Origin of the sequence: Pseudomonas sp. GD04158 (genome assembly GCF_029834875.1) — a bacterium.
In the GTDB taxonomy this organism is placed as follows: Bacteria; Pseudomonadota; Gammaproteobacteria; order Pseudomonadales; family Pseudomonadaceae; genus Aquipseudomonas; species Aquipseudomonas hydrolytica.
Window position 1 is genome coordinate 27,700 of the sequence record NZ_JAODYT010000002.1, and the last position, 19,847, is coordinate 47,546.

A 19,847-nucleotide genomic window follows, 5' to 3' on the forward strand; every position below is an offset into this window, starting at 1 on the left:
GGGTCAACGCTCCCAGACGATGGCGTCGCTCGCCGACAGGCTGGCAATGGCTTCGGCATAGCGCGCCTCGAGAACGTTGCGACGAATCTTCATGGTCGGCGTCATGCAGCCGTTGTCCACCGTCCAGGCCTCGTGCACCAGGATGAAATGACTGATGCGCTCATGCACCGCCAGGCGCTGGTTGATTGCCTGCAGATGTTGCTGCAGCGCCTCGCTCACGGCTTCCCGGGGTTGCTGGCGGGCCGCGGGTGACAGTTCGATCAGCGCCAGCGGCTGATCCAGGTTGCTGCCCATCAGGCATACCTGCTCGACCCAGTGGCTCTTGGCGATCTCGCCCTCGATGGGCGCCGGCGCCACGTACTTGCCCTTGCTGGTCTTGAAGATCTCCTTGACCCGTCCGGTGATGCGCAGATAGCCCGCCTCGTCCAGCTGACCGCGATCGCCGGTGTGCAGCCAGCCATCCTTGAGCGTTTCGGCGGTCTTTTCCGGCTCGCGGTAATAGCCCTGCATCAGCGTCTCGCTGCGCAGCAGAATCTCGCCGCTGTCATCGATGCGTAGCTGCAGGTGCGGCATCGGCCGGCCCACGGTGCCGAAGCGCACCTGCCCCGGACGGTTGAAACAGCCGTAGGCGAAATGCTCGGTCATGCCGTAGCCCTCGCAGAGGGTCATGCCCAGACGTCGATACCACTCCAGCAGCCCGGTGGAAATCGCCGCCGCGCCGGACACCAGAATGCGCGCGCGATCCAGCCCCAGCCCGGCCCGCACCTTGCGCGCCACCAGGCGGCCGAGCAACGGAATGCGCAGCAGGCGCTCGAGCCGTTGCGCCGGCAGTTTCTCCAGCACACCCTGCTGAAAGCGCGTCCACAGCCGCGGCACGGAGAAGAACACGGTGGGCCGCACCTGACGCAGATCGCTGGCGAAGGTCTCCAGCGACTCGACGAAGGCCACCGGCGCTCCGCAGTAGAGGCTGTTGAACTCCACCAGAAAGCGCTCGGCGGCATGCGATAGCGGCAGATAGGAGAAGAACTGATCCTGCGGCGTCATGCGCATCTCCGCCGTGGCGTTCGCCGCGGAGAAGGCCATGGCATGGGCCGAGAGCATCACGCCCTTGGGTTGCCCGGTGGTGCCGGAGGTATAGAGGATCGACAGCAGATCTTCGCCGCGCTGCGAGCGGGTGCCCTGCAGCGGCTCGTGAGCGGCCAGCAGCGCGTGCCACTGGTGCTCGGCAGGCATGGTCGGGTATGGCATGGCGATGCGGGGGATATGCGCCGCGATTCCCCCTGCCAGCTTGTCCGGCTCGTCCAGCTTGCCCACCAGAATCAGCTTGCAGCCGGCATGTTCCAGCACATAGGCGATCTGCTCGGGAGCCTGCAGCGGATACAGCGGCACGCTGACCAGCCCGGCATGCTGGATGGCCAGGTCGCTGATGAACCATTCGGCGCAGTTCTTCGCCAGCAGCGCGACCCGCTCGCCGGGCACGCAGCCCAACGCCAGCAGCGCACTGGCCAGACGACGGGCCTGCTCGTCGACCTGACGCCAGGTGAAGTCGTGCCAGACGCCCGCCACCGGCTGGCGCAGCCAGACTGCATCGGGCTGCCGGTCCAGCCAGTGGTTGAAACGTTGCAGAGGCAGTTGCAGGGTCATGGGAGGTTACCTTCTTGTCCTTGCGGTTCACCTACACACTAGTGCGAGCGCCTTGACGATGGCGCCATGCGGCTCAAGGCAGGTTGTACCTGCCCCATGCGCTTACAGCTTCATACCGCGGCTGATAATCTCCTTCATGATTTCCGAGGTGCCGGCGAAGATGCGCTGGATACGCGCGTTCGCGTACATCTTGCAGATCGGGTATTCCCACATGTAGCCCCAGCCGCCATGCAGCTGCACGCCCTCATCGACCACCTTGCACAGCAGCTCGGTGGTGAACAGTTTGGCCTCTGCGGCGACTTCCGGGGTGAGCTTCTTCTGGTTGTGATCCAGCACGCAGCGGTCGGTGAAGACCTGTGCCACATCGATCTGCGTGCGCATCTCGGCCAGCTTGAAGCGGGTATTCTGAAAGTGCGCCACCGGGCGACCGAAGGCCTGGCGCTCCCTGACATAGTCGATGGTGGTCTGCAGGGCCGCCTCGGCACCGGCCACCGCGCCGCAGGCATTGGTCAGGCGCTCCTGGGCGAGCATGTTCATCAGGTAGAAGAAGCCGCCCTTGGCGTCGCCCAGGAGGTTCTCCTTGGGCACCTTGACGTCGTTGAAGAACAGCTCGGCGGTGTCCTGGCTGTGCATGCCGAGCTTTTTCAGTTTCTTGCCACGCTCGAAACCCGCCATGCCGCGCTCCACCAGAAACAGGCCCATGGCGTACTTGTTGGCCGGGTCGGTCTTCGCCGCGACTATCACCAGATCGGCCAGGTAGCCGTTGGAGATGAACACCTTGGAGCCGTTGAGCAGCCAGTGGTCGCCCTTGTCCACCGCCGTGGTGCGCATGCCGGCCAGGTCGGAACCGGCCGACGGCTCGGTCATGGCCACGGCGAGAATGGTCTCGCCACGGATGATGCCGGGCAGCCAGCGCGTCTTCTGCTCCGCACTGCCGTACTCGGCGATATAGGGCCCGCACAGCGCCGAGTGCAGGGGAATCATGAAGCCCGGCTCGTTGATCCGCGCCAGCTCCTCGCACATGATCTGCTCGTAGCGAAAATCCTTGAGCCCGGCGCCGCCGTACTCCTCGTCCGCCCAGGGCAGCAGAAAACCCATCTCGCCAGCCTTGGCCCACACGCTGCGATCGACCACGCCCGCCGCCTCCCACTCCTCCTGATGCGGCACCACCTCCTTGTCCAGAAAGGCCGCGAAAGCGTCGCGGAACAGATTGTGCTCGGTGTCGAAATGGTTGCGTTGCATGGGGCGGTTCCTCCGCTGATTTATTCTGCAACCGAGGTTAAGTGGCGCCCCCTGCCCCCTCAATGACCCATGCGCTCAGCCTGGATTGACCCAATCGCTCGGTCGGCTTGCCCTGCGCTGCGGCCGCTGCCTACCATCGGCGACCCCGACCATGGAAGCCCATGCATGCGCGAACGCACTATCGCCAGCCACTTCGTCCGCGCCGCGCTGCGCGGCGCCCAGCGTCAGGGCCTGGCCTGCGAACCCATATTGCGCCAGGCGGGCATCCAGCCAGCGGTGCTCATCGAGCCGCGTGCGCGCATCGCCCCCGAACAGTTCGCCCGCCTGATGCAGCTGCTATGGGAAGCACTGGACGACGAATACCTGGGTTTCGGTCGCCAGCCGAGCAAACGCGGCACCTTCGCCATGATGGGCCACGCCATCATCCACTGTCGCAGCCTGGAGAAGGCGCTGAGCCGCGGCGCGCTGTTCTACGGCCTGTTCCCCGATGCACCGAGCATCCGCCTGCAACGCGAAGGCGACTGGGCGCGACTGAGCGTGGATGACAGCACGCTATGGGACCCGGACCACTTTCTGGTGGAAAGCCTGCTGGTGATCTGGCACCGCCTCGGCAGCTGGCTGATCGGCCAGCGCATCCGCCTGGAAGAAGCCACCTTCGCCTACCCCGAACCGCAGCACAGCGCCGAGTACGAACTGCTGTTCCCCTGCACGCGGCGCTTCGGCGCCGGCGCCACCAGTCTGCTGTTCCACGCGCGCTACCTGGCCATGCCGCTGCTGCAGGACGAGCGCACGCTCAAGCAGTTCCTCGAGCACTCCCCCGCCGACCTGCTGGCCCGTCCCGATGGTGGCGACAGCCTGATCAGCCAGATCCGCCGCCTGCTCGGCCGAGACTGCCGCACCTGGCCCGATCTGGAACAGGTCGCCCAGCAGCTGCACACCAGCCCGCAGACCCTGCGCCGCCACCTGCGCGAAGAAGGCACCAGCTTCCAGGAGCTCAAGGACCACCTGCGCCGCGATCTCGCTATCTACCACCTGGGCCGCGACGAACTGGCGATTCACGACATCGCCGAGCAGCTCGGCTTCTCCGAGCCCTCGGCCTTTCACCGTGCGTTCAAGAAATGGACCGGGCTGACGCCTGGGGCGTATCGGGCACAGGAGGGTTAAGACTCAGGCGGCCCCTATGCCCTGCCAATCACCGCTGACAAACGGTTCGTGCAGAAACGGGGCAGCTCCCTTCTTTGCTACCCTCCTCCAATACTCCCTGCGAAATGGCACCTCGATCGGTAGGCCTGTTCCCATGCCGCACGCACAAGAAACCTCTAGATTCCAGGCAACCCTGCTACGCCCTCGCCTAGCGGATGGCGAGGCGTTCTGGGCGTTCGTGGTACTGCCCCAGGAGGCGAGCGAGAAACTGCCGAGACGCGGCAGAACCAGTGTGGACGGCCGTATCAACGGGCATCCGTTCCAGGCCAGGCTCGAGCCGGACGGCCAGCTGAGCCACTGGCTACGGGTGGATAACGACCTGCTGCAGGCGACAGGCGCGGCCATCGGCGATCTGGTGACGCTGGAGATCGCCCCGCTAGAGCAGGAGCCCGAGCCGGACGTGCCGGCGGATCTGGCCGAGGCATTGGCCGCCGCGCCCGAGGCACGCGACGCCTGGGACGCCACGACGACCATCGCGCGGCTGGACTGGATTCACTGGATCGAGTCGGCCAGGCAGTCCAAGACCCGCGCCAAACGTATCGCCGACGCCTGCGCCATGCTGGGCGAGGGGAAGAAGCGGGTCTGCTGTTTCGATCAGTCCGGCTATTACAGCAAGGCCTTCCGTGCGCCCGAGGCCGTCGGGTGATCGAGCAGAACGGCCGCGCCAGGGCGTAACACACGCAACGGGATAACGGCCGCAGTTCGCTCTGCCACATACGGAAACATTTGTGCTGGCGACCGGCTCGGTTTTGCCCTACACCTCAACCTATTCCGTTCAAACCGGCAAAGGCCTGCCACGATGTTCACGACCCGACTGAAGCAGGAGGTACAGGCACTGCGCGAAGAGCTGTCGCTGTTCAACCAGGTGCGTGCCAGCCTCGACGACGAAATGATCGCCCTGACCCTCGACCCCCAGGGTCGAATCGACACGGTCAACGCCAACTTCGAGAAAGAAATGCACTATCGCGGCGAGCAGCTTCGTGGCCGCTCGCTGCTGGAGCTGATCCCGGAGCAGGTGCGCAATCTCGACTTCCACCATCGGGTTCGCCATGCCCTGGAACGCGGCGAGCACCTGGCCGGGGTCATTCGCCTCAAACGCGGCGATGGCGAGGAGGCCTGGCTGCGCTCGATCCTGCAGCCGGTGCGCAACAGTCAGGGCCAGGTGCAGTTCTTCTCGATCTATGCCAGCGACCTGACACGCACCATCGTGGCCTCACGCGAGCACGAGAACCTGGTCAAGGCGCTGCAGCGCTCCACAGCCGTCATCGAATTCAACCTGAACGGCGAGATTCTCACTGCCAACAAGCCGTTTCTCGACTCCATGGGGTACAGCCTGGCGCAGATTCAGGGCAAGCATCACCGCATGTTCTGCGATCCCTCCGTGGCCGGCTCACCGGAGTACCAACGTTTCTGGGACCAGCTGCGCCGCGGTGAATTCGTCGTCGGGCGCTTCAAGCGGGTCGATGCCCATGGTCGGGAAGTCTGGCTGGAGGCCTCCTACAACCCGGTTACCGACGCCCAGGGCAAACTCTACAAGGTGGTGAAGTTCGCCACGGTGATCACCGATCAGGTCAACCGCGAAACCGCGGTGGCCGAAGCGGCCGGCATCGCCTTCGAAACCTCCAAAGGCACGGATGAGAGCGCCAAGAACGGCGCTTCGGTGGTGCAGCAGATGCTCGATGCCATGCGCGAGCTGTCCGCCCGCATGCAGGAAGCGGCGCAGGGCATCGAAGCGCTGGACAAGCAGTCGCAGATCATCGGCTCCATCGTCAAGAACATCAGCAGCATCGCCGACCAGACCAATCTGCTGGCGCTCAATGCCGCCATCGAGGCGGCGCGCGCCGGCGAACAGGGTCGGGGGTTTGCGGTGGTGGCCGATGAGGTCCGCCAACTGGCTTCACGCACCAGCGCGGCGACGGAGGAAATCACCCAGGTGGTCGGACAGAATCAGCAACTGGCCGAGCGCGCCGTGGGGCTGATCGACCGCGGCAGGACCCAGGCCGAACTGGGCCTGGAGCTGTCCGCTCAGGCCGGCCAGGTGATCGCCGAGATTCAGGATGGCGCCAAACACGTCGTCAGCGCGGTGGAGCGCTTCGCGACGCAGTTGTGATACCGCCGGAGCGCGCTCCGCCAGCGGCCGCCGTCAGTCGTACAAGCGCACCTTGAAGCAGGCGCCGCCCAGTTCGGAGTCTTCCAGGCTCAGTTCGCCCTCGTAGCTTTCGACGATATCTTCCACCACCGCCAGGCCGATGCCCTGCCCGGGGTTCTGCGCATCCAGCCGTTCGCCACGCTGCAGCACGCGGGAGCGCTGGTCATGGGGTACGCCGGGGCCGTCATCCTCGATGGTCAGCAGGCAGCCGTCCGGCAGCGGCTGCAGGCTAACCCGCACGCGGTGCAGACACAGGCGGTAGGCATTCTCCAGCAGGTTGCCGAGCAGCTCCATCAGGGCGCCGCGCTCCATGCTGATCTGGCTGTGCTCGGGCACCTCCAGCATCGCTTCGACGCGCTTGTCGCGGTAGACCTTGTCCAGCGAGCGGCACAAGCCATCGAGCAGCGGCCAGACCCGCTCGCGGTGACGCACCAGGCCGCTGCGGCGCAAGCTGGCGCGCTGCAGCTGGTAGCCCACCTGCTGGCTCATGCGCTCGATCTGCGCCTGCATCAGTTGCGCCTGCTCACGATTCTCCGGCTGCACGGAAAGGGTTTCACCGATGCCCTGCAATACGCTGAGCGGGGTTTTCAGGCTGTGGGCGAGGTCTTCGAGGGAGTCGCGGTAGCGTTCGCGCTGGCGCCGCTCGCTGTCGAGCAGGCGGTTGAGGGAGTTGGTCAGGCGCAGCAATTCGCGCGGGTGGTCGTCGCTCAGGCGCTGGCGGGTGCCGGACTCCACGCCGTCGAGTTCGTCGCTCAGCCCCCGCAGGCTGCGAAAGCCCCAGGTCAGCCCGAACCACAGCAGGCCGAGCAGCACCAGCAGCGCGATGCCCAGCCACAGGCGCAACTGCCAGGCAAAGCCATCGAACAGCCCCTGGTATTCGCGGGTCGGCTGCATGGTGACGATGCTCAGCGCGGTTTCGTTGCCGCGCAGCAGGTCCACCTCGATGTCGTAGACGAAGTACTCCTGACCGCTCTCGTCGCGAATGCGCACGAACTCGTGACCGCGGCCGTCGTAGCGCGGCTTGTAGTTCACCAGTTCGTCGAGGGACGAGCGCGAACGCCAGATCAGCCTGCCTTCGCGGTCGAAGATGAAGCCCAGCAGATGCGAGTCGAGGTTGTCGAATTCCTCATCCGGCATCTTGTCCGGCATGTGCAGCTGGCCTTCCTGGATTCGCGCGGCCGAGATAAGCGCGGCGGCATCGGAAGCCAGGCGTTTTTCCACCGTTTCCTCCAGGGCCATGAGAAAGACCCCCTGCAGCACCGGCATCAGCAGCAGCATGAACAGCATCGCCAGCGCGGCGCTGGCCAGCATCAGGCGCAGGCGCAGCGACGTCAGCCGGATGCGCACCTTGCGCACGATCACCCGCGCTTTTCTCACTTGCAGCGCTCGTTGAACATGTAGCCCTGGCCACGCACGGTTTCGATCGGCTTGCCGCCCAGCATCGCCTCCAGCTTGCGACGCAGACGCCCGACCAGCACTTCGATGACGTTGGGATCACGTTCGTCATCGCCGGGGTACAGCTGCTCCATCAGGCGTTCCTTCGGCACCACCTGCTGGTGATGGAGCATGAGGTACTCGAGGATGCGGTACTCGTAGGCAGTGAGCTGCAGCGACTGCTCGTCGACGGTCGCCTGCTTGCGATTGAGATCGAGCACCAGGGAGCCGGCCTCGATGGTGGATTTGGTAAAGCCCGAGGAACGGCGCAGCAAGGCGTTCAGGCGTGCCTCCAGTTCCTCGAACTGAAAGGGTTTCACCAGATAGTCGTCGGCACCGCAGGACAGGCCCTCGACCTTGTCCTGCCAATTGCCGCGGGCGGTGAGGATGAGGATCGGAAAGTTCTTGTCCTGGCTGCGCAGCTGGCGGATCAGGTCGATGCCGCTCATGCCCGGCAGACCCAGGTCGACCAGAGCCAGGTCGTGATTGAAGGACTCAGCTCGATACAGCGCCTCTTCAGCGGTGCGCACAGCATCCACCACATGCCCGTTTTCACTGAGGCGAGTGAACAGATGGTGACGCAGCAGCGCCTCATCCTCCACCACCAACAATTTCATGAGACTCCCCCTTTTTTCAGTGAACGAAGGCCGGGCGATGCCCGGCCTGGTGAACGAAGCCTCATTCAGAAGGCAAAGTTGGCACCGAGATAGAGCTGCGAACTGCTGTGCAGATCCAGCGACCCGGCCTTGGGCTGCCCATGCGGCGCCATTTCAGTGCTGGCATTGGTACGCAAGTAACGATAGCCGGCTTCGATCGAAGCATTGTTGTTCAGTTCCTGCAGGATACCGGCCTGCAAACCGGCGGCAAAACCGATATCGCTGTCACGGGAGAAGCCGCTGCTTTCCTGCTCCAGCTTGACCAGGCCAGCGGTCACGCCGCCGAACAGCTTGGTGTTGTTGTCGCCCAGCGGGACGAACATGTCATAGCTGCCGAGCAGGTTCTGCTGGCGCAGCTTGTAACCGTTATGGCTGTCGGAGACATTTTCGTAGGTGGCGTAGTAACGGCCATCGGCGGTCTTCTGGCCGACGCGTACACCCCAGGTGCTCTTGTCGTCGATGACCTTGTCCAGCTTGGGATTGCCCAGGTTGGCGTTCAGCGCGCTGGACTTCTGAATGTTGTTGTCGGTCTGGCCCCAGGTCAGACCGATGAAGGTGTCGTTGGCCTGCGCAGCGGTGGCGCCCAGGGCCAGGCAGGTGGCGAAGGCGATACGGTTCAGGGTGGTTTTCATCGAAGCGTTCCTCTCGTTTCGGTTGTGATCAACTCGAAAACGAGTCTGCACGAAGCCTACTGAATCCCTCCTGAACCCTCCTTGAACCTGCCCTGAACGAGCGGCAATGAGGGTTACAAACGTCGCGCCAGAGCGCCCGCCAGGCCAAACAGCGAAGCCAGCACGGCTAACAGCGCCAGCCAGCCGGCATGTTCCCAGACATAGCCACCGACATAGCCCACCAGGCTCGAGCCCAGATAGTAGGCGCACAGATATAGCGCCGAGGCCTGCGCCTTGGCCCCCTTGGCATGCGCACCGACCTGGCCGCTGGCGACCGCGTGCGCGGCGAAGAAGCCCAGGGTGAACAGCGCCAGACCGACCACCGCAGCGCTCAGCCAGGGCGCGGCGCACAGGGCTACCCCGAGCAGCATCAGGGCGATCCCGCCGAACAGAACCTGGCGCGCACCAAAGCGCGGTACCAGGCGCCCGGCCCAGCCAGCGCTGAAGATGCCCAGCAGGTAGACGGTGAACAACAGGCCGATCACCGTGGCGGAGAGGTTGAACGGCGCACCAGCCAGACGAAAGCCCACGTAGTTGAACAGCGCGACGAAGCCGCCCATGAGCAGGAAGGCCAGCGCGAACAGCACGCGCAGGCGAGGATTGCCCAGGTGCAGAGCGAAATTGCCGAGCAACCCGCGCAGCGACAATGGCTGCGCCCGGAAATGCCGGGACGGCGGCAGCAGCCAGAGAAACAGCCCCAGCGCCAGCAGGCCAAGACCGGCGATGCCGCCCAGCGCCCAGGGCCAGCCGCCGAGGTCGCTGAGCAGACCGGCGAGCAGACGCCCGAGCAAGCCACCCAGGGCGGTCCCGCCGATGTACAGGCCCATGGCCGCCGGTAACGCCTCGGGATCGAACTCTTCACCGACGTAGGCCATGGCCAGGGCCGGCAAGCCGCTCAGCGCCAGCCCCAGCAACGCCCGCAGTATCAGCAGGCTGCCCCACTGCTCCACGAAGGCGCAGGCGATACCGAGCAGCGCCGCCAACCCCAGCGCCGCGGCCATCACCGGCTTGCGCCCCCAGCTTTCGGCCAGGGCGCCGGATACCAGCAGACACAGCGCCAGGCTCAGGGTGGTCAGCGACAGCGCCAGACTGCTGCTGGCGGCCGACACGCGAAAATGCGCGGCGAGCAGCGGCAGCAACGGCTGTACGCAGTAGAGCATGGCGAAGGTGGCGAAACCGGCGCAGAACAATGCCAGAGTGGCGCGCCGATAACCGGCGCTGCCACGGCTGAGATGAGTAGCGGACATGGGCAAGACGGCTCACGAAACATGACGCGGGCAAGCGGCGAAACAACGGCCAACGGCCCCGCAGTGGAACGAAGGATAAATATTAGCACGCTATCGAAAATTCCGAACGCCGCCGCCCTTCGCCGGTAAAACCTCTCCCCTTGATCCAGCTCAACGGACTTTGCCCACACGAAAGCTAGGGTCTAGCCTGAAAAACGGAACGCAATGGAGCCGAGCGAATGGATAGCACGCCCGAGGGCAGAGCCACGAAAGGCAAGGAAACCCGCCTGTTCGTCTTTCTCGTCGTCTGCCTCTTCCCCCTCCTTTCGGTCGCCCTGGTCGGCGGCTACGGATTCATCATCTGGTTCATGCAGATGCTGCTGGGGCCTCCCGGCCCACCCACCTGATCCTTCTTTACCAAACGGAGCCACGGAACATGGCCGCCCCCACGCACATATCCAGCCTGCTGGTACACGTACGGCCCGAGCTGCTCGCCGCGGTGAAAGCCAACCTGCGCCAGCTCGAAGGCCTCGAACTGCACCAGGAGAGCCCGCAGGGCAAGCTGGTGGTGGTGCTGGAGACCGAACACGAGCGCCACATCCTCGCGCGCATCGAACAGATCAACGCGTTACCGGGCGTGCTCAATGCTGCCCTGGTCTACCACGAACGCCTCGAAGCAGAGGGAGACGCAGAATGAAGCTTTCCCGCCGTGAATTCGCCAAAGCCAACGCCGCTGCCATTGCCGCAGCGGCTGCCGGCCTGCCGCTTGCCAGCACCGCCAGTAACCTGATCACCGAGGCGGACATGACCCGCCTGGACTGGAACAAGGCGCCCTGCCGCTTCTGCGGTACCGGCTGCAGCGTGATGGTCGCCACCCGCGACAACCGCGTGGTGGCCACCCATGGCGACGTCAAGGCCGAGGTCAACCGCGGCCTGAACTGCGTCAAGGGCTACTTCCTGTCGAAGATCATGTACGGCGTCGACCGCCTCACCCAGCCGCTGCTGCGCATGAAGAACGGTGTGTACGACAAGCAGGGCGAATTCCAGCCGGTGAGCTGGGACCAGGCCTTCGACATCATGGCGCAGAAGATCAAGCAGGCCATCGCCGAGCAGGGTCCGGAGGCCGTCGGCATGTTCGGCTCCGGCCAGTGGACGGTGTGGGAAGGCTACGCCGCCAACAAGCTGATGAAAGCCGGCTTTCGCAGCAACAACATCGACCCCAACGCGCGCCACTGCATGGCCTCGGCGGTGATGGGCTTCATGCGCACCTTCGGCATGGACGAGCCGATGGGTTGCTACGACGACATCGAGGCCGCCGATGCCTTCGTGCTGTGGGGCTCGAACATGGCCGAGATGCACCCGATCCTCTGGAGCCGGGTCACCGATCGGCGCCTCAGCCATCCGGACACCAAGGTCGCGGTACTTTCCACCTTCGAGCACCGCAGCTTCGATCTGGCCGATATCCCGCTGGTATTCAAACCGCAGACCGATCTGCTGATCCTCAACTACATCGCCAACCACATCATCGAAAGCGGCGCGGTGAACAAGGACTTCGTCGGCAAGCACACCAAGTTCGCCCGCGGCGCCGACGACATCGGCTACGGCCTACGCGCCGACAATCCGCTGGAGATGCAGGCCAAGAACGCGGCCAAGGCCAACACCTGGGAAAACATGTCCTTCGAGCAGTTCGCCGCCTTCGTCAAACCCTACACGCTGGAGCGCACCGCCAAGGAAAGCGGCGTGGCGGCCGAGCGTCTCAAGGCGCTGGCCGAGCTGTACGCCGACCCCAAGCGCAAGGTCATGTCGTTCTGGACCATGGGTTTCAACCAGCACACCCGCGGCGTCTGGGCCAACAACCTGATCTACAACCTGCACCTGCTCACCGGCAAGATCAGCGAACCGGGCAACAGCCCCTTCTCCCTCACCGGCCAGCCCTCGGCCTGTGGCACCGCGCGCGAGGTGGGCACCTTCTCCCATCGCCTGCCCGCCGACATGCTGGTGGCCAACCCCAAGCACCGCGAAACCGCCGAGAAGATCTGGAAGCTGCCGCCCGGCACCATCCAGGAAAAGCCCGGCTTCCATGCCGTGGAGCAGAGCCGCAAGCTCAAGGACGGCGTGCTCAAGGTCTACTGGACCCAGGTCAGCAACAACATGCAGGCCGGCCCCAACGTGATGCAGGAGATCCTCCCCGGCTGGCGCAACCCGCAGGCCTTCGTCATCGTCTCCGACGTCTACCCCACCGTCTCGGCCCAGGCCGCCGACCTGATCCTGCCCAGCGCCATGTGGGTGGAGAAGGAAGGCGCCTACGGCAATGCCGAGCGCCGCACGCAATTCTGGCATCAACTGGTGAAGGCGCCGGGCGAGGCCAAGTCCGACCTCTGGCAACTGGTGGAATTTTCCAAGCGCTTCACCACCGACGAGGTCTGGCCCGACGAACTGCTGGCCAAGGCGCCGGATTACAAGGGCAAGACCCTGTATCAGGTGCTGTTCGCCAATGGCCAGGTCGACCAGTTCCCCAGCGAGCAGATCGAGGCCGGTTACGCCAACGACGAAGCCGAGGCCTTCGGCTTCTACCTGCAGAAGGGGCTGTTCGAGGAATACGCCCGGTTCGGCCGCGGCCACGCCCACGACCTGGCGCCGTTCGACAGCTACCACGCCGAGCGCGGCCTGCGCTGGCCGGTGGTCGATGGCAAGGAGACGCGCTGGCGCTATCGCGAGGGCCACGACCCCTATGTGGAAAAAGGCAGCGGCGTGCAGTTCTACGGTTACCCGGACAAGCGCGCGCTGATCTTCGCCCTGCCCTACGAGCCGCCAGCCGAGGCGCCGGATGACGAGTTTCCGTTCTGGCTCAGCACCGGCCGCGTGCTGGAGCACTGGCACACCGGCAGCATGACCCAGCGCGTCGAGGAGCTGCACGGCGCGGTGCCCGATGCCCTGGTGTACATGCACCCGGACGACGCCAAGGCACTCAAGGCGCGGCGCGGTAGCGAGGTCAAGGTGATCAGCCGGCGCGGCGAGATCCGCGCCCGCATCGAAACCCGCGGGCGCAACAAGCCGCCACGCGGTCTGGTGTTCGTGCCCTTCTTCGACGCCAACAAGCTGATCAACAAGGTCACCCTGGACGCCACCGACCCGATCTCCAAGCAGACCGATTACAAGAAGTGTGCGGTGAAGATCGAACTGGTCAGCCTGGCCTGAGGAGAGCCGTCATGAGCCTGCGTTTCCTGCCTCTGCTACTGCTCGCCGCCTTCGGCCTGGCCATCGCCGGTGAGCTCGATTATCCACTCGACGCCCCTGCGCCGGACGGTCGCCGGCCCGGCGGCACCCTCAGCCAGACCCTGCCAGCACCGGTGCTGGGCAACGAGGAGAACAAGGACCTGCGCCGCGAGCGCAATTACCCGGAACAGCCACCGACCATCCCGCACAGCATTCGCGGCTACCAGGTGGACGCCAACGGCAACAAGTGCCTGACCTGTCACAGCCGGGCCGGCAGCGCCCGCAGCCAGGCGCCGATGATCAGCATCACCCACTACATGGATCGTGATGGTCAGCCGCTGGCTGCCGTGTCGCCACGGCGCTACTTCTGCACCCAGTGCCACGTGACCCAGCAGGAGGTCAAACCCCTGATCGGCAACAGCTTCCGCAATATCGATCACCTGCTCGAAGACGAAGCAGCCGGCACCGCGAAACCCTGAGGAGGCCTCATGAAGTCACTACTGGCCCTGCTCAGGGAATACTGGGGCATCCTGCGTCGTCCGAGCGTGCATTACAGCCTGGGCTTTCTCACCCTGGGCGGCTTCATCGCCGGGATCATCTTCTGGGGCGGCTTCAACACCGCACTGGAAGCCACCAACACCGAGCAGTTCTGCATCTCCTGTCACGAGATGCGCGACAACGTGTTCGTCGAGCTGCAGGACACCATTCACTACAGCAACCGCTCCGGCGTGCGCGCCACCTGCCCGGACTGCCATGTGCCGCACCAGTGGACGGACAAGATCGCGCGCAAGATGCAGGCGTCGAAGGAGGTCTGGGGCAAGATCTTCGGCACCATCAACACCCGCGACAAGTTTCTGGAAAAACGCCGCGAGCTGGCCGAGCACGAATGGGCACGGCTCAAGGCCAACGACTCGCTGGAATGCCGCAACTGCCACAACTTCGATTACATGGATTTCACCAAGCAGAGCCCGCGCGCCCGGCAGATGCATTCCAGCGCGCTGGCCAGCGGCGAAGCCACCTGCATCGATTGCCACAAGGGCATCGCCCACCAGTTGCCGGATATGAGCGGGGTGCCCGGTTGGTGAGCAGTTGAACCTTAGGGTGTCGCCGGGCCGCCTAGGCTGTGCGCACCGACTCCGCACCCGAAGGGCCGCCGGAATGTGCCCCGTCCGAAGGATCATCGGTGCGCGCGGCGCACCCTACTCGCCTCACGCCTTTGCCCCGGCGGCGCTCGCTCTATTCGCCGCGCAGCCGCTGCAGATGCGCCAGCAGGCCGGCGGCGGTCTGCTCGCCGACCAGGCGCTCGCGCAGCTTGCCGCCGGCGTCGACTATGTAGGTCACCGGCAGCACGTCGTTGCGCGGCAATTCGAAGCGCGGCGCGGGGTCGTCGGCGAGCACGGTGAAGCGAATGTCGAAGGCCTGCGCCGCGCGCTTGAGGTCCTCGCCCTGCAGTCCGTCGAAGTTGACGCCCAGCACTCGCGCCGAGCGCGTTTTCAGCTCGTCTTCCAAGGCATTGAGCTCGGGAATTTCGGTACGGCACGGCGCGCACCATTCGGCCCAATAATTAATGATCAGCCACTGGCTATCCAGGCTGTCAGCCGTTACCTTTCGTCCATGCTGGTCGAGGCCAAAGTCTTCGGCGCAACCAGTCAGCAGCAGGCCGGCGCAGATACCCATGACTGCCTTGTAGATCATCCGGAGCCCTAAGCCCATGTACTCGATCCTCGTCCACTCGGGGTTGATATGACGCTGGATGCCCTGCGCCTGGAAGTGCCTGATATCCGTGGCGACAGCGAGATTGCCCCGGCACAGATCGCCGAACGACTCATCGCCGCGCGACGACTCGAGCCCGAACATGGCCTGCAGCAACTGCTCGGCCTGCTGTTCACGCTCAATCGCAGCGGTCTGACCTTACTGGAAAGGCAGCGCGCGCTGCAAAACTTCAGTGAAGAGTATCGCCACTACGCCGCCCTGACCGCCTACCAGCAGGCGCCCAGCGCATTGTTCGTGCGCCTGTGCAGCGAGCTGGCGATAGGCTTCAAACGCCTGCTGCTGCAGATTCTTCAGGGCCGCCAGCCGTCGTTGCCGCACCTGGCCTGGTGCCTGTACATGGCCCAGCACTTTCTCGCTCAGCAACTGCTGCGCCACTACCAGCTGTACCAGGAGCCGCCCGCCGCACTGTGGCGCGACAGCCATCTGCTGTACTGGATCGGCGAACATCAGCAGTGCCTGGACGAGCCCGTCGCCGCGGCCTTCCAGCCCAAACCGGCGAGCACCTTGCGCGGCCTGTATCAGCAGATGCTACTACTGGCGCTGAGCAATCCCTTCCATCTCGCCGAAGGCGAATGCCTCACCCTGTTCGGCGCCCTCGCCCCGCTGGCCGGCCTGGCGCGCCTGCAACCCTGGGATGAGGATGATGACGCCGAAGGCCCCATCGTCGACCTCAGCGAATCGCAGGCCTGCCTGGCCTTCGACCAGCCTATCGAGGGCGAACCGGACAACCTGCGCCGCTTCGAGCTGGGCGCCCTGCTGATCGCCCTGCATGAGCCCGCGCCCCTGCAAAGCACGCTCGAACGGCAATTGCTCGAGCGTGTGCGCCAGCACTGGCTGGGCCGCCAGCAGCGCCGTCACGAGCGAGCCGAGTTCACCGGCCAGTGCAGCCTGGTGGCAGGCCTGCCGGCTATCCATGCACAACTGCTGGACAAGTTGCCGCAGCGCACCGAAGCGCAGATTGTCGACGCCAGCGCCGGTGGCGCGCGGCTGCTGTGCAATGCGGACGCAGGCGCACACCTGCTGGTCGGGCAGCTGGTGCTGCTGCTCACCAACGGTACGCCGACCCTGGCCCTGGTACGCTGGCGCCACCAGGGGGGCGAGGGGCTGCACCTTGGCCTGCGCTACCTCAAGGGACTGCCGCGGCCGGTATGGCTGCGGCGCGCGCCCAACGCCCAGACCCACCCCGGCGTGCTGCAGAGCACCCCGGCACCGGGCAATGGCTGGCATCATGGCCTGTGGCTGCCGAACGGCCAGTTCGCCCCCGGCGAGCACCTCTGGCTGCAGCTCGCCAGCGTGCACAACCAGGCCATCCTGCCGCTGCCGGCGAGCAATCTGGAAACAGCCTCGGTGACTCGCCATCCCCTGCGCCTGGCCTGATACGCAAAACTGCGATACCAGTCACGCCGCGTGGCTGCCAACTGCACAGTTTCGCTGACAGGGCCCTGCTTATAATTCCTGGCACTGATGTTTCACTCAGCCTGGAATCCCCCATCATGTCCCAAGCGCAAGACAAGCTGATAGGCTCCGTGCCCTCCCGCATCGTCGACGACGCTCGCCTGCAGGTCACCCCCTATGAGGGACGCGTGGCCGAATACAACGTCGCAACCTGGCTGCAACTGCCGGGTCTGGCCAATCTGCCGGTATCGCTGCTGGTCAGTTACCGCGACGGCGACAAACGCCGGGAGGTCAACGTCGACCACGGCAAGGTCAACGCCCAGGGCAAGATTCTGCTGTCGGGCATCGCCCGCATGCCGGTCAAGCAGAAGATCGAGGATATGCAGGTGCGCCTGCGCTCGGCCGTGCCAGCGCAGACCATGGTGGTCGAGGAGTTCTTCGTCCAGGCTGTCGAGCTGGCCAGCAGCGAGAGCCGCCAGGCCATGGCCTGAAGCCGGCAGATGCACAAAACCCCGCGCTCAGTCGCGGGGTTTTCGTTTCAGCCGGAAGACACGCCCGGGGCGGCAGAGGGTTGCTGAACAGGCTCGTCGACCTGCTGCAGATTCTCCGGAGCGACATGCGCGAGCAGCGAATCCGGCCAGCGGGCGAACTGCAGACCGGTAATGCGGTTGAGCCGCGTCAGCGCCTCTTGCGGGTCGCGTCGATGAAGATGAATTACCTTGGTCTTGCCTGTCATTACTGCCTTATTCCTTAGCGATCCCTGCCTCTGCTGGCAGTTCGATAGCAACTGATCCTGCAGTTGCCAGAAGCGTGCCAGAGCGCAACTCCCGCAATTAACGGGGCCTGGCGTGTAGCAATGACAGTAGCGCGAAGGCTCGATGCCGCAAACTGACCTTTTTTGTCACTTGCCAGCGCAAGCCCCGCCCTCGCACCGTCTCAGCCAGGACCTGACAGCCAGGTCGCCAGACTCACGCCGAACTGCTCCTTGCGTTCATTCTGCAAGCGCTCCAGCGCCTGACGCAGCGCCGGATACCAGGGCTCGTCCAGCTGCGCCGGCAACTGCGAGAGATTGGGCAGCGGCCAGGGACTGCACTCGAGCAGCTGATGCAGGCTGAAGTTGTGCAGATCGCGGCACAGCACCCAGCCTCCGCCGCTGGCACGACAGGCCAGATGCTCGCGCTCGAGAAAGTCCAGCACCTCGCTCCACTCGTCTTCCGGCAGGCTCCAGCCGCCACGCTGCATTTCCGCGTAATGCAGGGCCTCGCCCTTCTGCTGGCGCGCCAGCAACAGACGCAGCACCACCAGCAGGATCAAGGCCCGCGGCAACGGCTGCCGGCGCCAGCGCCGCGGCTGCGACAGGCCATAGACCAGCTCGGCACCGAGCAGCACGATCAGCCACGACAGGTAGATCCACACCAGAAACAGCGGCACCGTGGCGAAGGCGCCATAGATCAGGTGATAGCCCGGGAACAGCCGGACATACAGCCCGAACAGCGCCTTGGCGATCTCGAACAGGATGGCGCTGAACAGGCCGCCAAGCAGGGCGTGACGCAGCGGCACACGGGTGTTGGGCACGGCCGCATAAAGCAGGGTGAAGGCCGCGATGCTCGACAGCAGCGGCGTGAACGCCAGCAGCGTCTTCGCCCCGACCACGGCGTCCGGCCCGGAAATCAGCGACAGCGAAGCGATATAGGTGCTGACCGCAAACCCCGCGCCGAGCAGCAGCGGCCCCAGGCTGAGAATCGCCCAGTAGAGCAGGAAGCTGGACATGCCACGGCGCGGCTGACGCACCCGCCAGATCACGTTGAAGGTCTTCTCGATGGTCACCAGCATGAGGAAGGCAGTGACCGCCAGCAGGCCCACGCCGAACCAGGTCAGCTGTCGCGCCTGGGCGGTGAATTCGCGCAGGTACTCCTGCACCGTCTCGCCGGTAGAAGGCACGAAGTTATTGAAGATGAACCCCTGGATCTCTTCGCCGACGCCCTGGAACGCAGGAATCGCCGAGAGCATGGCAAAGGTCACGGTCATCATCGGTACCACCGCGAACAGGGTGGTATAGGTCAGCGCCGCGGCGTTACCCGCGCCGCGATTTTCGATAAAACGCTGATACAGACTCAGCCAGAACCCCAGCCAGTCCTTCAGACGACGATGCATGCCTTCTCCTTAGCCTTGTAACCTCAACTGACCACCGCCGCGCGAAAAGGTCGCAGCAAAGTGCCCCGGCGGTTTTCGTGCATCCACGCGGCAGGCGGTTAGAATAGCCGCCATCTCAAGCCGGATGCGACCCACCATGACCGACCTGACCCTCTATCACAACCCGCGCTGTTCGAAATCCCGCGGTGCGCTGGAGCTGCTCGAAGCCCGCGGCCTGCAGCCCACCGTCGTGCGCTATCTGGAGACGCCGCCCAGTGCCAGCGAACTCAAGAGCCTGCTCGGCAAACTGGGCATCGGCGCCCGCGACCTGCTGCGCAGTGGCGAGGATGAATACAAGGCGTTGAACCTCGCCGATGCCAGCCTCAGCGAAGCGCAACTGATCGCCGCGATGGTCGAACACCCCAGGCTGATCGAGAGACCGATTCTGGTGGCAGGCGACAAGGCCGTGATCGGTCGCCCACCGGAGAAGGTTCTGGAGCTGCTGGCATGAGCGCGCCCTATATCCTGGTGCTCTACTACAGCCGCCACGGCGCCACCGCACAGATGGCCCGCCAGATTGCCCGCGGCGTCGAGATGGCCGGCCTGGAAGCCCGCTTGCGCACCGTGCCGGCAGTCTCCAGCGAATGCGAGGCGGTGGCGCCCAGCGTTCCCGACGAAGGCGCCGTCTACGCGACACTGGACGACCTGAAGAACTGCTCGGGCCTGGCCCTGGGCAGCCCGACCCGCTTCGGCAACATGGCGGCGCCGCTCAAGTACTTCCTCGACGGCACCAGCAACCTGTGGCTCACCGGCGAACTGGTGGGCAAGCCCGCCGGCGTGTTCACCTCCACCGCCAGCCTGCACGGCGGCCAGGAGAGCACGCTGCTGTCGATGATGCTGCCGTTGCTGCACCACGGCATGCTGGTCTGCGGCCTGCCCTACAGCGAGTCGGCTCTGCTCGAAACCCGCGGCGGCGGCACGCCCTACGGCCCCAGCCATCATGCGGGCGGCGACGGCAAACGCGCCCTGGACGAACACGAGACGGCCCTGTGCCGCGCCCTCGGCCAGCGCCTGGCACAACTCGCCGGCAAGCTGGAGCGCTGAC

21 protein-coding genes are annotated in these 19,847 nt (G+C 65.0%); 12 read left to right on the top strand and 9 right to left on the bottom strand.

Annotated features, from left to right (window positions below; translation table 11 throughout):
* Nucleotides 1–3 precede the first annotated feature (3 nt).
* Nucleotides 4–1,644, bottom strand: coding sequence for an AMP-binding protein (locus tag N7333_RS01230; RefSeq protein ID WP_279858164.1), 1,641 nt, complete (start codon nucleotides 1,642–1,644; stop codon nucleotides 4–6).
* Nucleotides 1,645–1,746: 102 nt separating this feature from the next.
* Nucleotides 1,747–2,886 carry an acyl-CoA dehydrogenase family protein gene (locus N7333_RS01235; RefSeq protein ID WP_273263325.1) on the bottom strand — a complete coding sequence of 380 codons (1,140 nt, stop codon included), beginning with the start codon at nucleotides 2,884–2,886 and terminating at the stop codon, nucleotides 1,747–1,749.
* Between the two features lie 165 nt (nucleotides 2,887–3,051).
* Here N7333_RS01235 and N7333_RS01240 point away from each other — a divergent pair, with 165 nt between their 5' ends.
* The 3 genes from N7333_RS01240 to N7333_RS01250 all read left to right on the top strand — a co-directional run bounded on the left by N7333_RS01240 (nucleotide 3,052) and on the right by N7333_RS01250 (nucleotide 6,199).
* Nucleotides 3,052–4,050, top strand: a complete 999-nt coding sequence (locus N7333_RS01240; RefSeq protein ID WP_096826937.1) for an AraC family transcriptional regulator — start codon at nucleotides 3,052–3,054, stop codon at nucleotides 4,048–4,050.
* Nucleotides 4,051–4,183: 133 nt separating this feature from the next.
* Complete coding sequence (locus N7333_RS01245) at nucleotides 4,184–4,735, top strand: YdeI/OmpD-associated family protein (protein ID WP_273263328.1); 552 nt, start codon at nucleotides 4,184–4,186, stop codon at nucleotides 4,733–4,735.
* A 153-nt stretch (nucleotides 4,736–4,888) separates the two neighbouring features.
* The gene (locus N7333_RS01250) at nucleotides 4,889–6,199 is read left to right on the top strand and encodes a methyl-accepting chemotaxis protein (RefSeq protein ID WP_273263330.1); all 1,311 of its coding nucleotides are present in this window, start codon (nucleotides 4,889–4,891) and stop codon (nucleotides 6,197–6,199) included.
* A 33-nt stretch (nucleotides 6,200–6,232) separates the two neighbouring features.
* Here N7333_RS01250 and N7333_RS01255 read toward each other — a convergent pair whose 3' ends face one another.
* The 4 genes from N7333_RS01255 to N7333_RS01270 all read right to left on the bottom strand — a co-directional run bounded on the left by N7333_RS01255 (nucleotide 6,233) and on the right by N7333_RS01270 (nucleotide 10,246).
* Nucleotides 6,233–7,615, bottom strand: coding sequence for an ATP-binding protein (locus tag N7333_RS01255; protein ID WP_012019135.1), 1,383 nt, complete (start codon nucleotides 7,613–7,615; stop codon nucleotides 6,233–6,235).
* On the bottom strand, nucleotides 7,612–8,289 hold the full coding sequence (locus N7333_RS01260) for a response regulator transcription factor (RefSeq protein ID WP_003244339.1): 678 nt from the start codon (nucleotides 8,287–8,289) through the stop codon (nucleotides 7,612–7,614). Before N7333_RS01260 ends, N7333_RS01255 begins: the two co-directional genes overlap by 4 nt.
* A gap of 65 nt (nucleotides 8,290–8,354) precedes the next feature.
* Nucleotides 8,355–8,960: an outer membrane beta-barrel protein gene (locus tag N7333_RS01265; RefSeq protein WP_003244336.1), complete on the bottom strand. Its 606-nt coding sequence runs from the start codon at nucleotides 8,958–8,960 to the stop codon at nucleotides 8,355–8,357.
* A 113-nt stretch (nucleotides 8,961–9,073) separates the two neighbouring features.
* A complete protein-coding gene (locus N7333_RS01270) occupies nucleotides 9,074–10,246 on the bottom strand; it encodes an MFS transporter (protein WP_273263334.1) in 1,173 nt (390 codons plus the stop codon).
* Nucleotides 10,247–10,464: 218 nt separating this feature from the next.
* On the opposite strand from N7333_RS01270, the gene napE reads away from it, so the two are divergent.
* From napE to N7333_RS01295, 5 genes are read left to right on the top strand one after another with little or no spacing between them, the layout of a single operon-like run.
* Complete coding sequence (napE, locus tag N7333_RS01275; protein ID WP_003244333.1) at nucleotides 10,465–10,632, top strand: periplasmic nitrate reductase, NapE protein; 168 nt, start codon at nucleotides 10,465–10,467, stop codon at nucleotides 10,630–10,632.
* 29 nt (nucleotides 10,633–10,661) lie between these two features.
* Nucleotides 10,662–10,922 (top strand): chaperone NapD, encoded by a 261-nt coding sequence (locus N7333_RS01280; RefSeq protein WP_273263336.1) that lies wholly within the window; start codon nucleotides 10,662–10,664, stop codon nucleotides 10,920–10,922.
* Complete coding sequence (gene napA / locus N7333_RS01285; protein WP_273263338.1) at nucleotides 10,919–13,423, top strand: nitrate reductase catalytic subunit NapA; 2,505 nt, start codon at nucleotides 10,919–10,921, stop codon at nucleotides 13,421–13,423. Before N7333_RS01280 ends, napA begins: the two co-directional genes overlap by 4 nt.
* Before the next feature lie 11 nt (nucleotides 13,424–13,434).
* Nucleotides 13,435–13,920, top strand: coding sequence for a nitrate reductase cytochrome c-type subunit (locus tag N7333_RS01290; protein ID WP_003244326.1), 486 nt, complete (start codon nucleotides 13,435–13,437; stop codon nucleotides 13,918–13,920).
* Nucleotides 13,921–13,929: 9 nt separating this feature from the next.
* Entirely contained in the window at nucleotides 13,930–14,526 is a 597-nt protein-coding gene (locus tag N7333_RS01295) for a cytochrome c3 family protein (RefSeq protein ID WP_003244325.1), read from the top strand.
* 151 nt (nucleotides 14,527–14,677) lie between these two features.
* Here N7333_RS01295 and N7333_RS01300 read toward each other — a convergent pair whose 3' ends face one another.
* A complete protein-coding gene (locus N7333_RS01300; RefSeq protein WP_273263378.1) occupies nucleotides 14,678–15,136 on the bottom strand; it encodes a TlpA disulfide reductase family protein in 459 nt (152 codons plus the stop codon).
* A gap of 48 nt (nucleotides 15,137–15,184) precedes the next feature.
* On the opposite strand from N7333_RS01300, the gene N7333_RS01305 reads away from it, so the two are divergent.
* Nucleotides 15,185–16,591 carry a PilZ domain-containing protein gene (locus N7333_RS01305; protein ID WP_254299841.1) on the top strand — a complete coding sequence of 469 codons (1,407 nt, stop codon included), beginning with the start codon at nucleotides 15,185–15,187 and terminating at the stop codon, nucleotides 16,589–16,591.
* A 116-nt stretch (nucleotides 16,592–16,707) separates the two neighbouring features.
* On the top strand, nucleotides 16,708–17,100 hold the full coding sequence (locus tag N7333_RS01310) for a hypothetical protein (protein ID WP_012019144.1): 393 nt from the start codon (nucleotides 16,708–16,710) through the stop codon (nucleotides 17,098–17,100).
* A gap of 47 nt (nucleotides 17,101–17,147) precedes the next feature.
* Here the strand turns inward: N7333_RS01310 and N7333_RS01315 are convergent, their stop codons facing one another.
* Together N7333_RS01315 and N7333_RS01320 are read right to left on the bottom strand one after the other, a co-directional pair.
* Complete coding sequence (locus N7333_RS01315) at nucleotides 17,148–17,345, bottom strand: hypothetical protein (protein WP_096826945.1); 198 nt, start codon at nucleotides 17,343–17,345, stop codon at nucleotides 17,148–17,150.
* A gap of 200 nt (nucleotides 17,346–17,545) precedes the next feature.
* Nucleotides 17,546–18,763, bottom strand: coding sequence for a virulence factor BrkB family protein (locus N7333_RS01320; protein ID WP_012019146.1), 1,218 nt, complete (start codon nucleotides 18,761–18,763; stop codon nucleotides 17,546–17,548).
* A 136-nt stretch (nucleotides 18,764–18,899) separates the two neighbouring features.
* Here N7333_RS01320 and arsC point away from each other — a divergent pair, with 136 nt between their 5' ends.
* Together arsC and wrbA are read left to right on the top strand one after the other, a co-directional pair.
* Nucleotides 18,900–19,253, top strand: a complete 354-nt coding sequence (arsC, locus tag N7333_RS01325) for an arsenate reductase (glutaredoxin) (RefSeq protein ID WP_041772929.1) — start codon at nucleotides 18,900–18,902, stop codon at nucleotides 19,251–19,253.
* Complete coding sequence (gene wrbA / locus N7333_RS01330; protein ID WP_096826946.1) at nucleotides 19,250–19,846, top strand: NAD(P)H:quinone oxidoreductase; 597 nt, start codon at nucleotides 19,250–19,252, stop codon at nucleotides 19,844–19,846. The genes arsC and wrbA overlap by 4 nt, the downstream gene beginning before the upstream one ends.
* Nucleotide 19,847 lies beyond the last annotated feature (1 nt).

What these genes read in the sequence shown, in the direction of transcription:
- N7333_RS01230 (WP_279858164.1), bottom strand. Translation starts at nt 1,644, where the DNA reads ATGACCCTGCAACTGCCTCTGCAACGTTTCAACCACTGGCTGGACCGG.
- N7333_RS01235 (WP_273263325.1), bottom strand. Translation starts at nt 2,886, where the DNA reads ATGCAACGCAACCATTTCGACACCGAGCACAATCTGTTCCGCGACGCT.
- N7333_RS01240 (WP_096826937.1), top strand. Translation starts at nt 3,052, where the DNA reads ATGCGCGAACGCACTATCGCCAGCCACTTCGTCCGCGCCGCGCTGCGC.
- N7333_RS01245 (WP_273263328.1), top strand. Translation starts at nt 4,184, where the DNA reads ATGCCGCACGCACAAGAAACCTCTAGATTCCAGGCAACCCTGCTACGC.
- N7333_RS01250 (WP_273263330.1), top strand. Translation starts at nt 4,889, where the DNA reads ATGTTCACGACCCGACTGAAGCAGGAGGTACAGGCACTGCGCGAAGAG.
- N7333_RS01260 (WP_003244339.1), bottom strand. Translation starts at nt 8,289, where the DNA reads ATGAAATTGTTGGTGGTGGAGGATGAGGCGCTGCTGCGTCACCATCTG.
- N7333_RS01265 (WP_003244336.1), bottom strand. Translation starts at nt 8,960, where the DNA reads ATGAAAACCACCCTGAACCGTATCGCCTTCGCCACCTGCCTGGCCCTG.
- N7333_RS01270 (WP_273263334.1), bottom strand. Translation starts at nt 10,246, where the DNA reads ATGTCCGCTACTCATCTCAGCCGTGGCAGCGCCGGTTATCGGCGCGCC.
- napE (WP_003244333.1), top strand. Translation starts at nt 10,465, where the DNA reads ATGGATAGCACGCCCGAGGGCAGAGCCACGAAAGGCAAGGAAACCCGC.
- N7333_RS01280 (WP_273263336.1), top strand. Translation starts at nt 10,662, where the DNA reads ATGGCCGCCCCCACGCACATATCCAGCCTGCTGGTACACGTACGGCCC.
- napA (WP_273263338.1), top strand. Translation starts at nt 10,919, where the DNA reads ATGAAGCTTTCCCGCCGTGAATTCGCCAAAGCCAACGCCGCTGCCATT.
- N7333_RS01290 (WP_003244326.1), top strand. Translation starts at nt 13,435, where the DNA reads ATGAGCCTGCGTTTCCTGCCTCTGCTACTGCTCGCCGCCTTCGGCCTG.
- N7333_RS01295 (WP_003244325.1), top strand. Translation starts at nt 13,930, where the DNA reads ATGAAGTCACTACTGGCCCTGCTCAGGGAATACTGGGGCATCCTGCGT.
- N7333_RS01300 (WP_273263378.1), bottom strand. Translation starts at nt 15,136, where the DNA reads ATGATCTACAAGGCAGTCATGGGTATCTGCGCCGGCCTGCTGCTGACT.
- N7333_RS01305 (WP_254299841.1), top strand. Translation starts at nt 15,185, where the DNA reads ATGACGCTGGATGCCCTGCGCCTGGAAGTGCCTGATATCCGTGGCGAC.
- N7333_RS01310 (WP_012019144.1), top strand. Translation starts at nt 16,708, where the DNA reads ATGTCCCAAGCGCAAGACAAGCTGATAGGCTCCGTGCCCTCCCGCATC.
- N7333_RS01315 (WP_096826945.1), bottom strand. Translation starts at nt 17,345, where the DNA reads ATGACAGGCAAGACCAAGGTAATTCATCTTCATCGACGCGACCCGCAA.
- N7333_RS01320 (WP_012019146.1), bottom strand. Translation starts at nt 18,763, where the DNA reads ATGCATCGTCGTCTGAAGGACTGGCTGGGGTTCTGGCTGAGTCTGTAT.
- arsC (WP_041772929.1), top strand. Translation starts at nt 18,900, where the DNA reads ATGACCGACCTGACCCTCTATCACAACCCGCGCTGTTCGAAATCCCGC.
- wrbA (WP_096826946.1), top strand. Translation starts at nt 19,250, where the DNA reads ATGAGCGCGCCCTATATCCTGGTGCTCTACTACAGCCGCCACGGCGCC.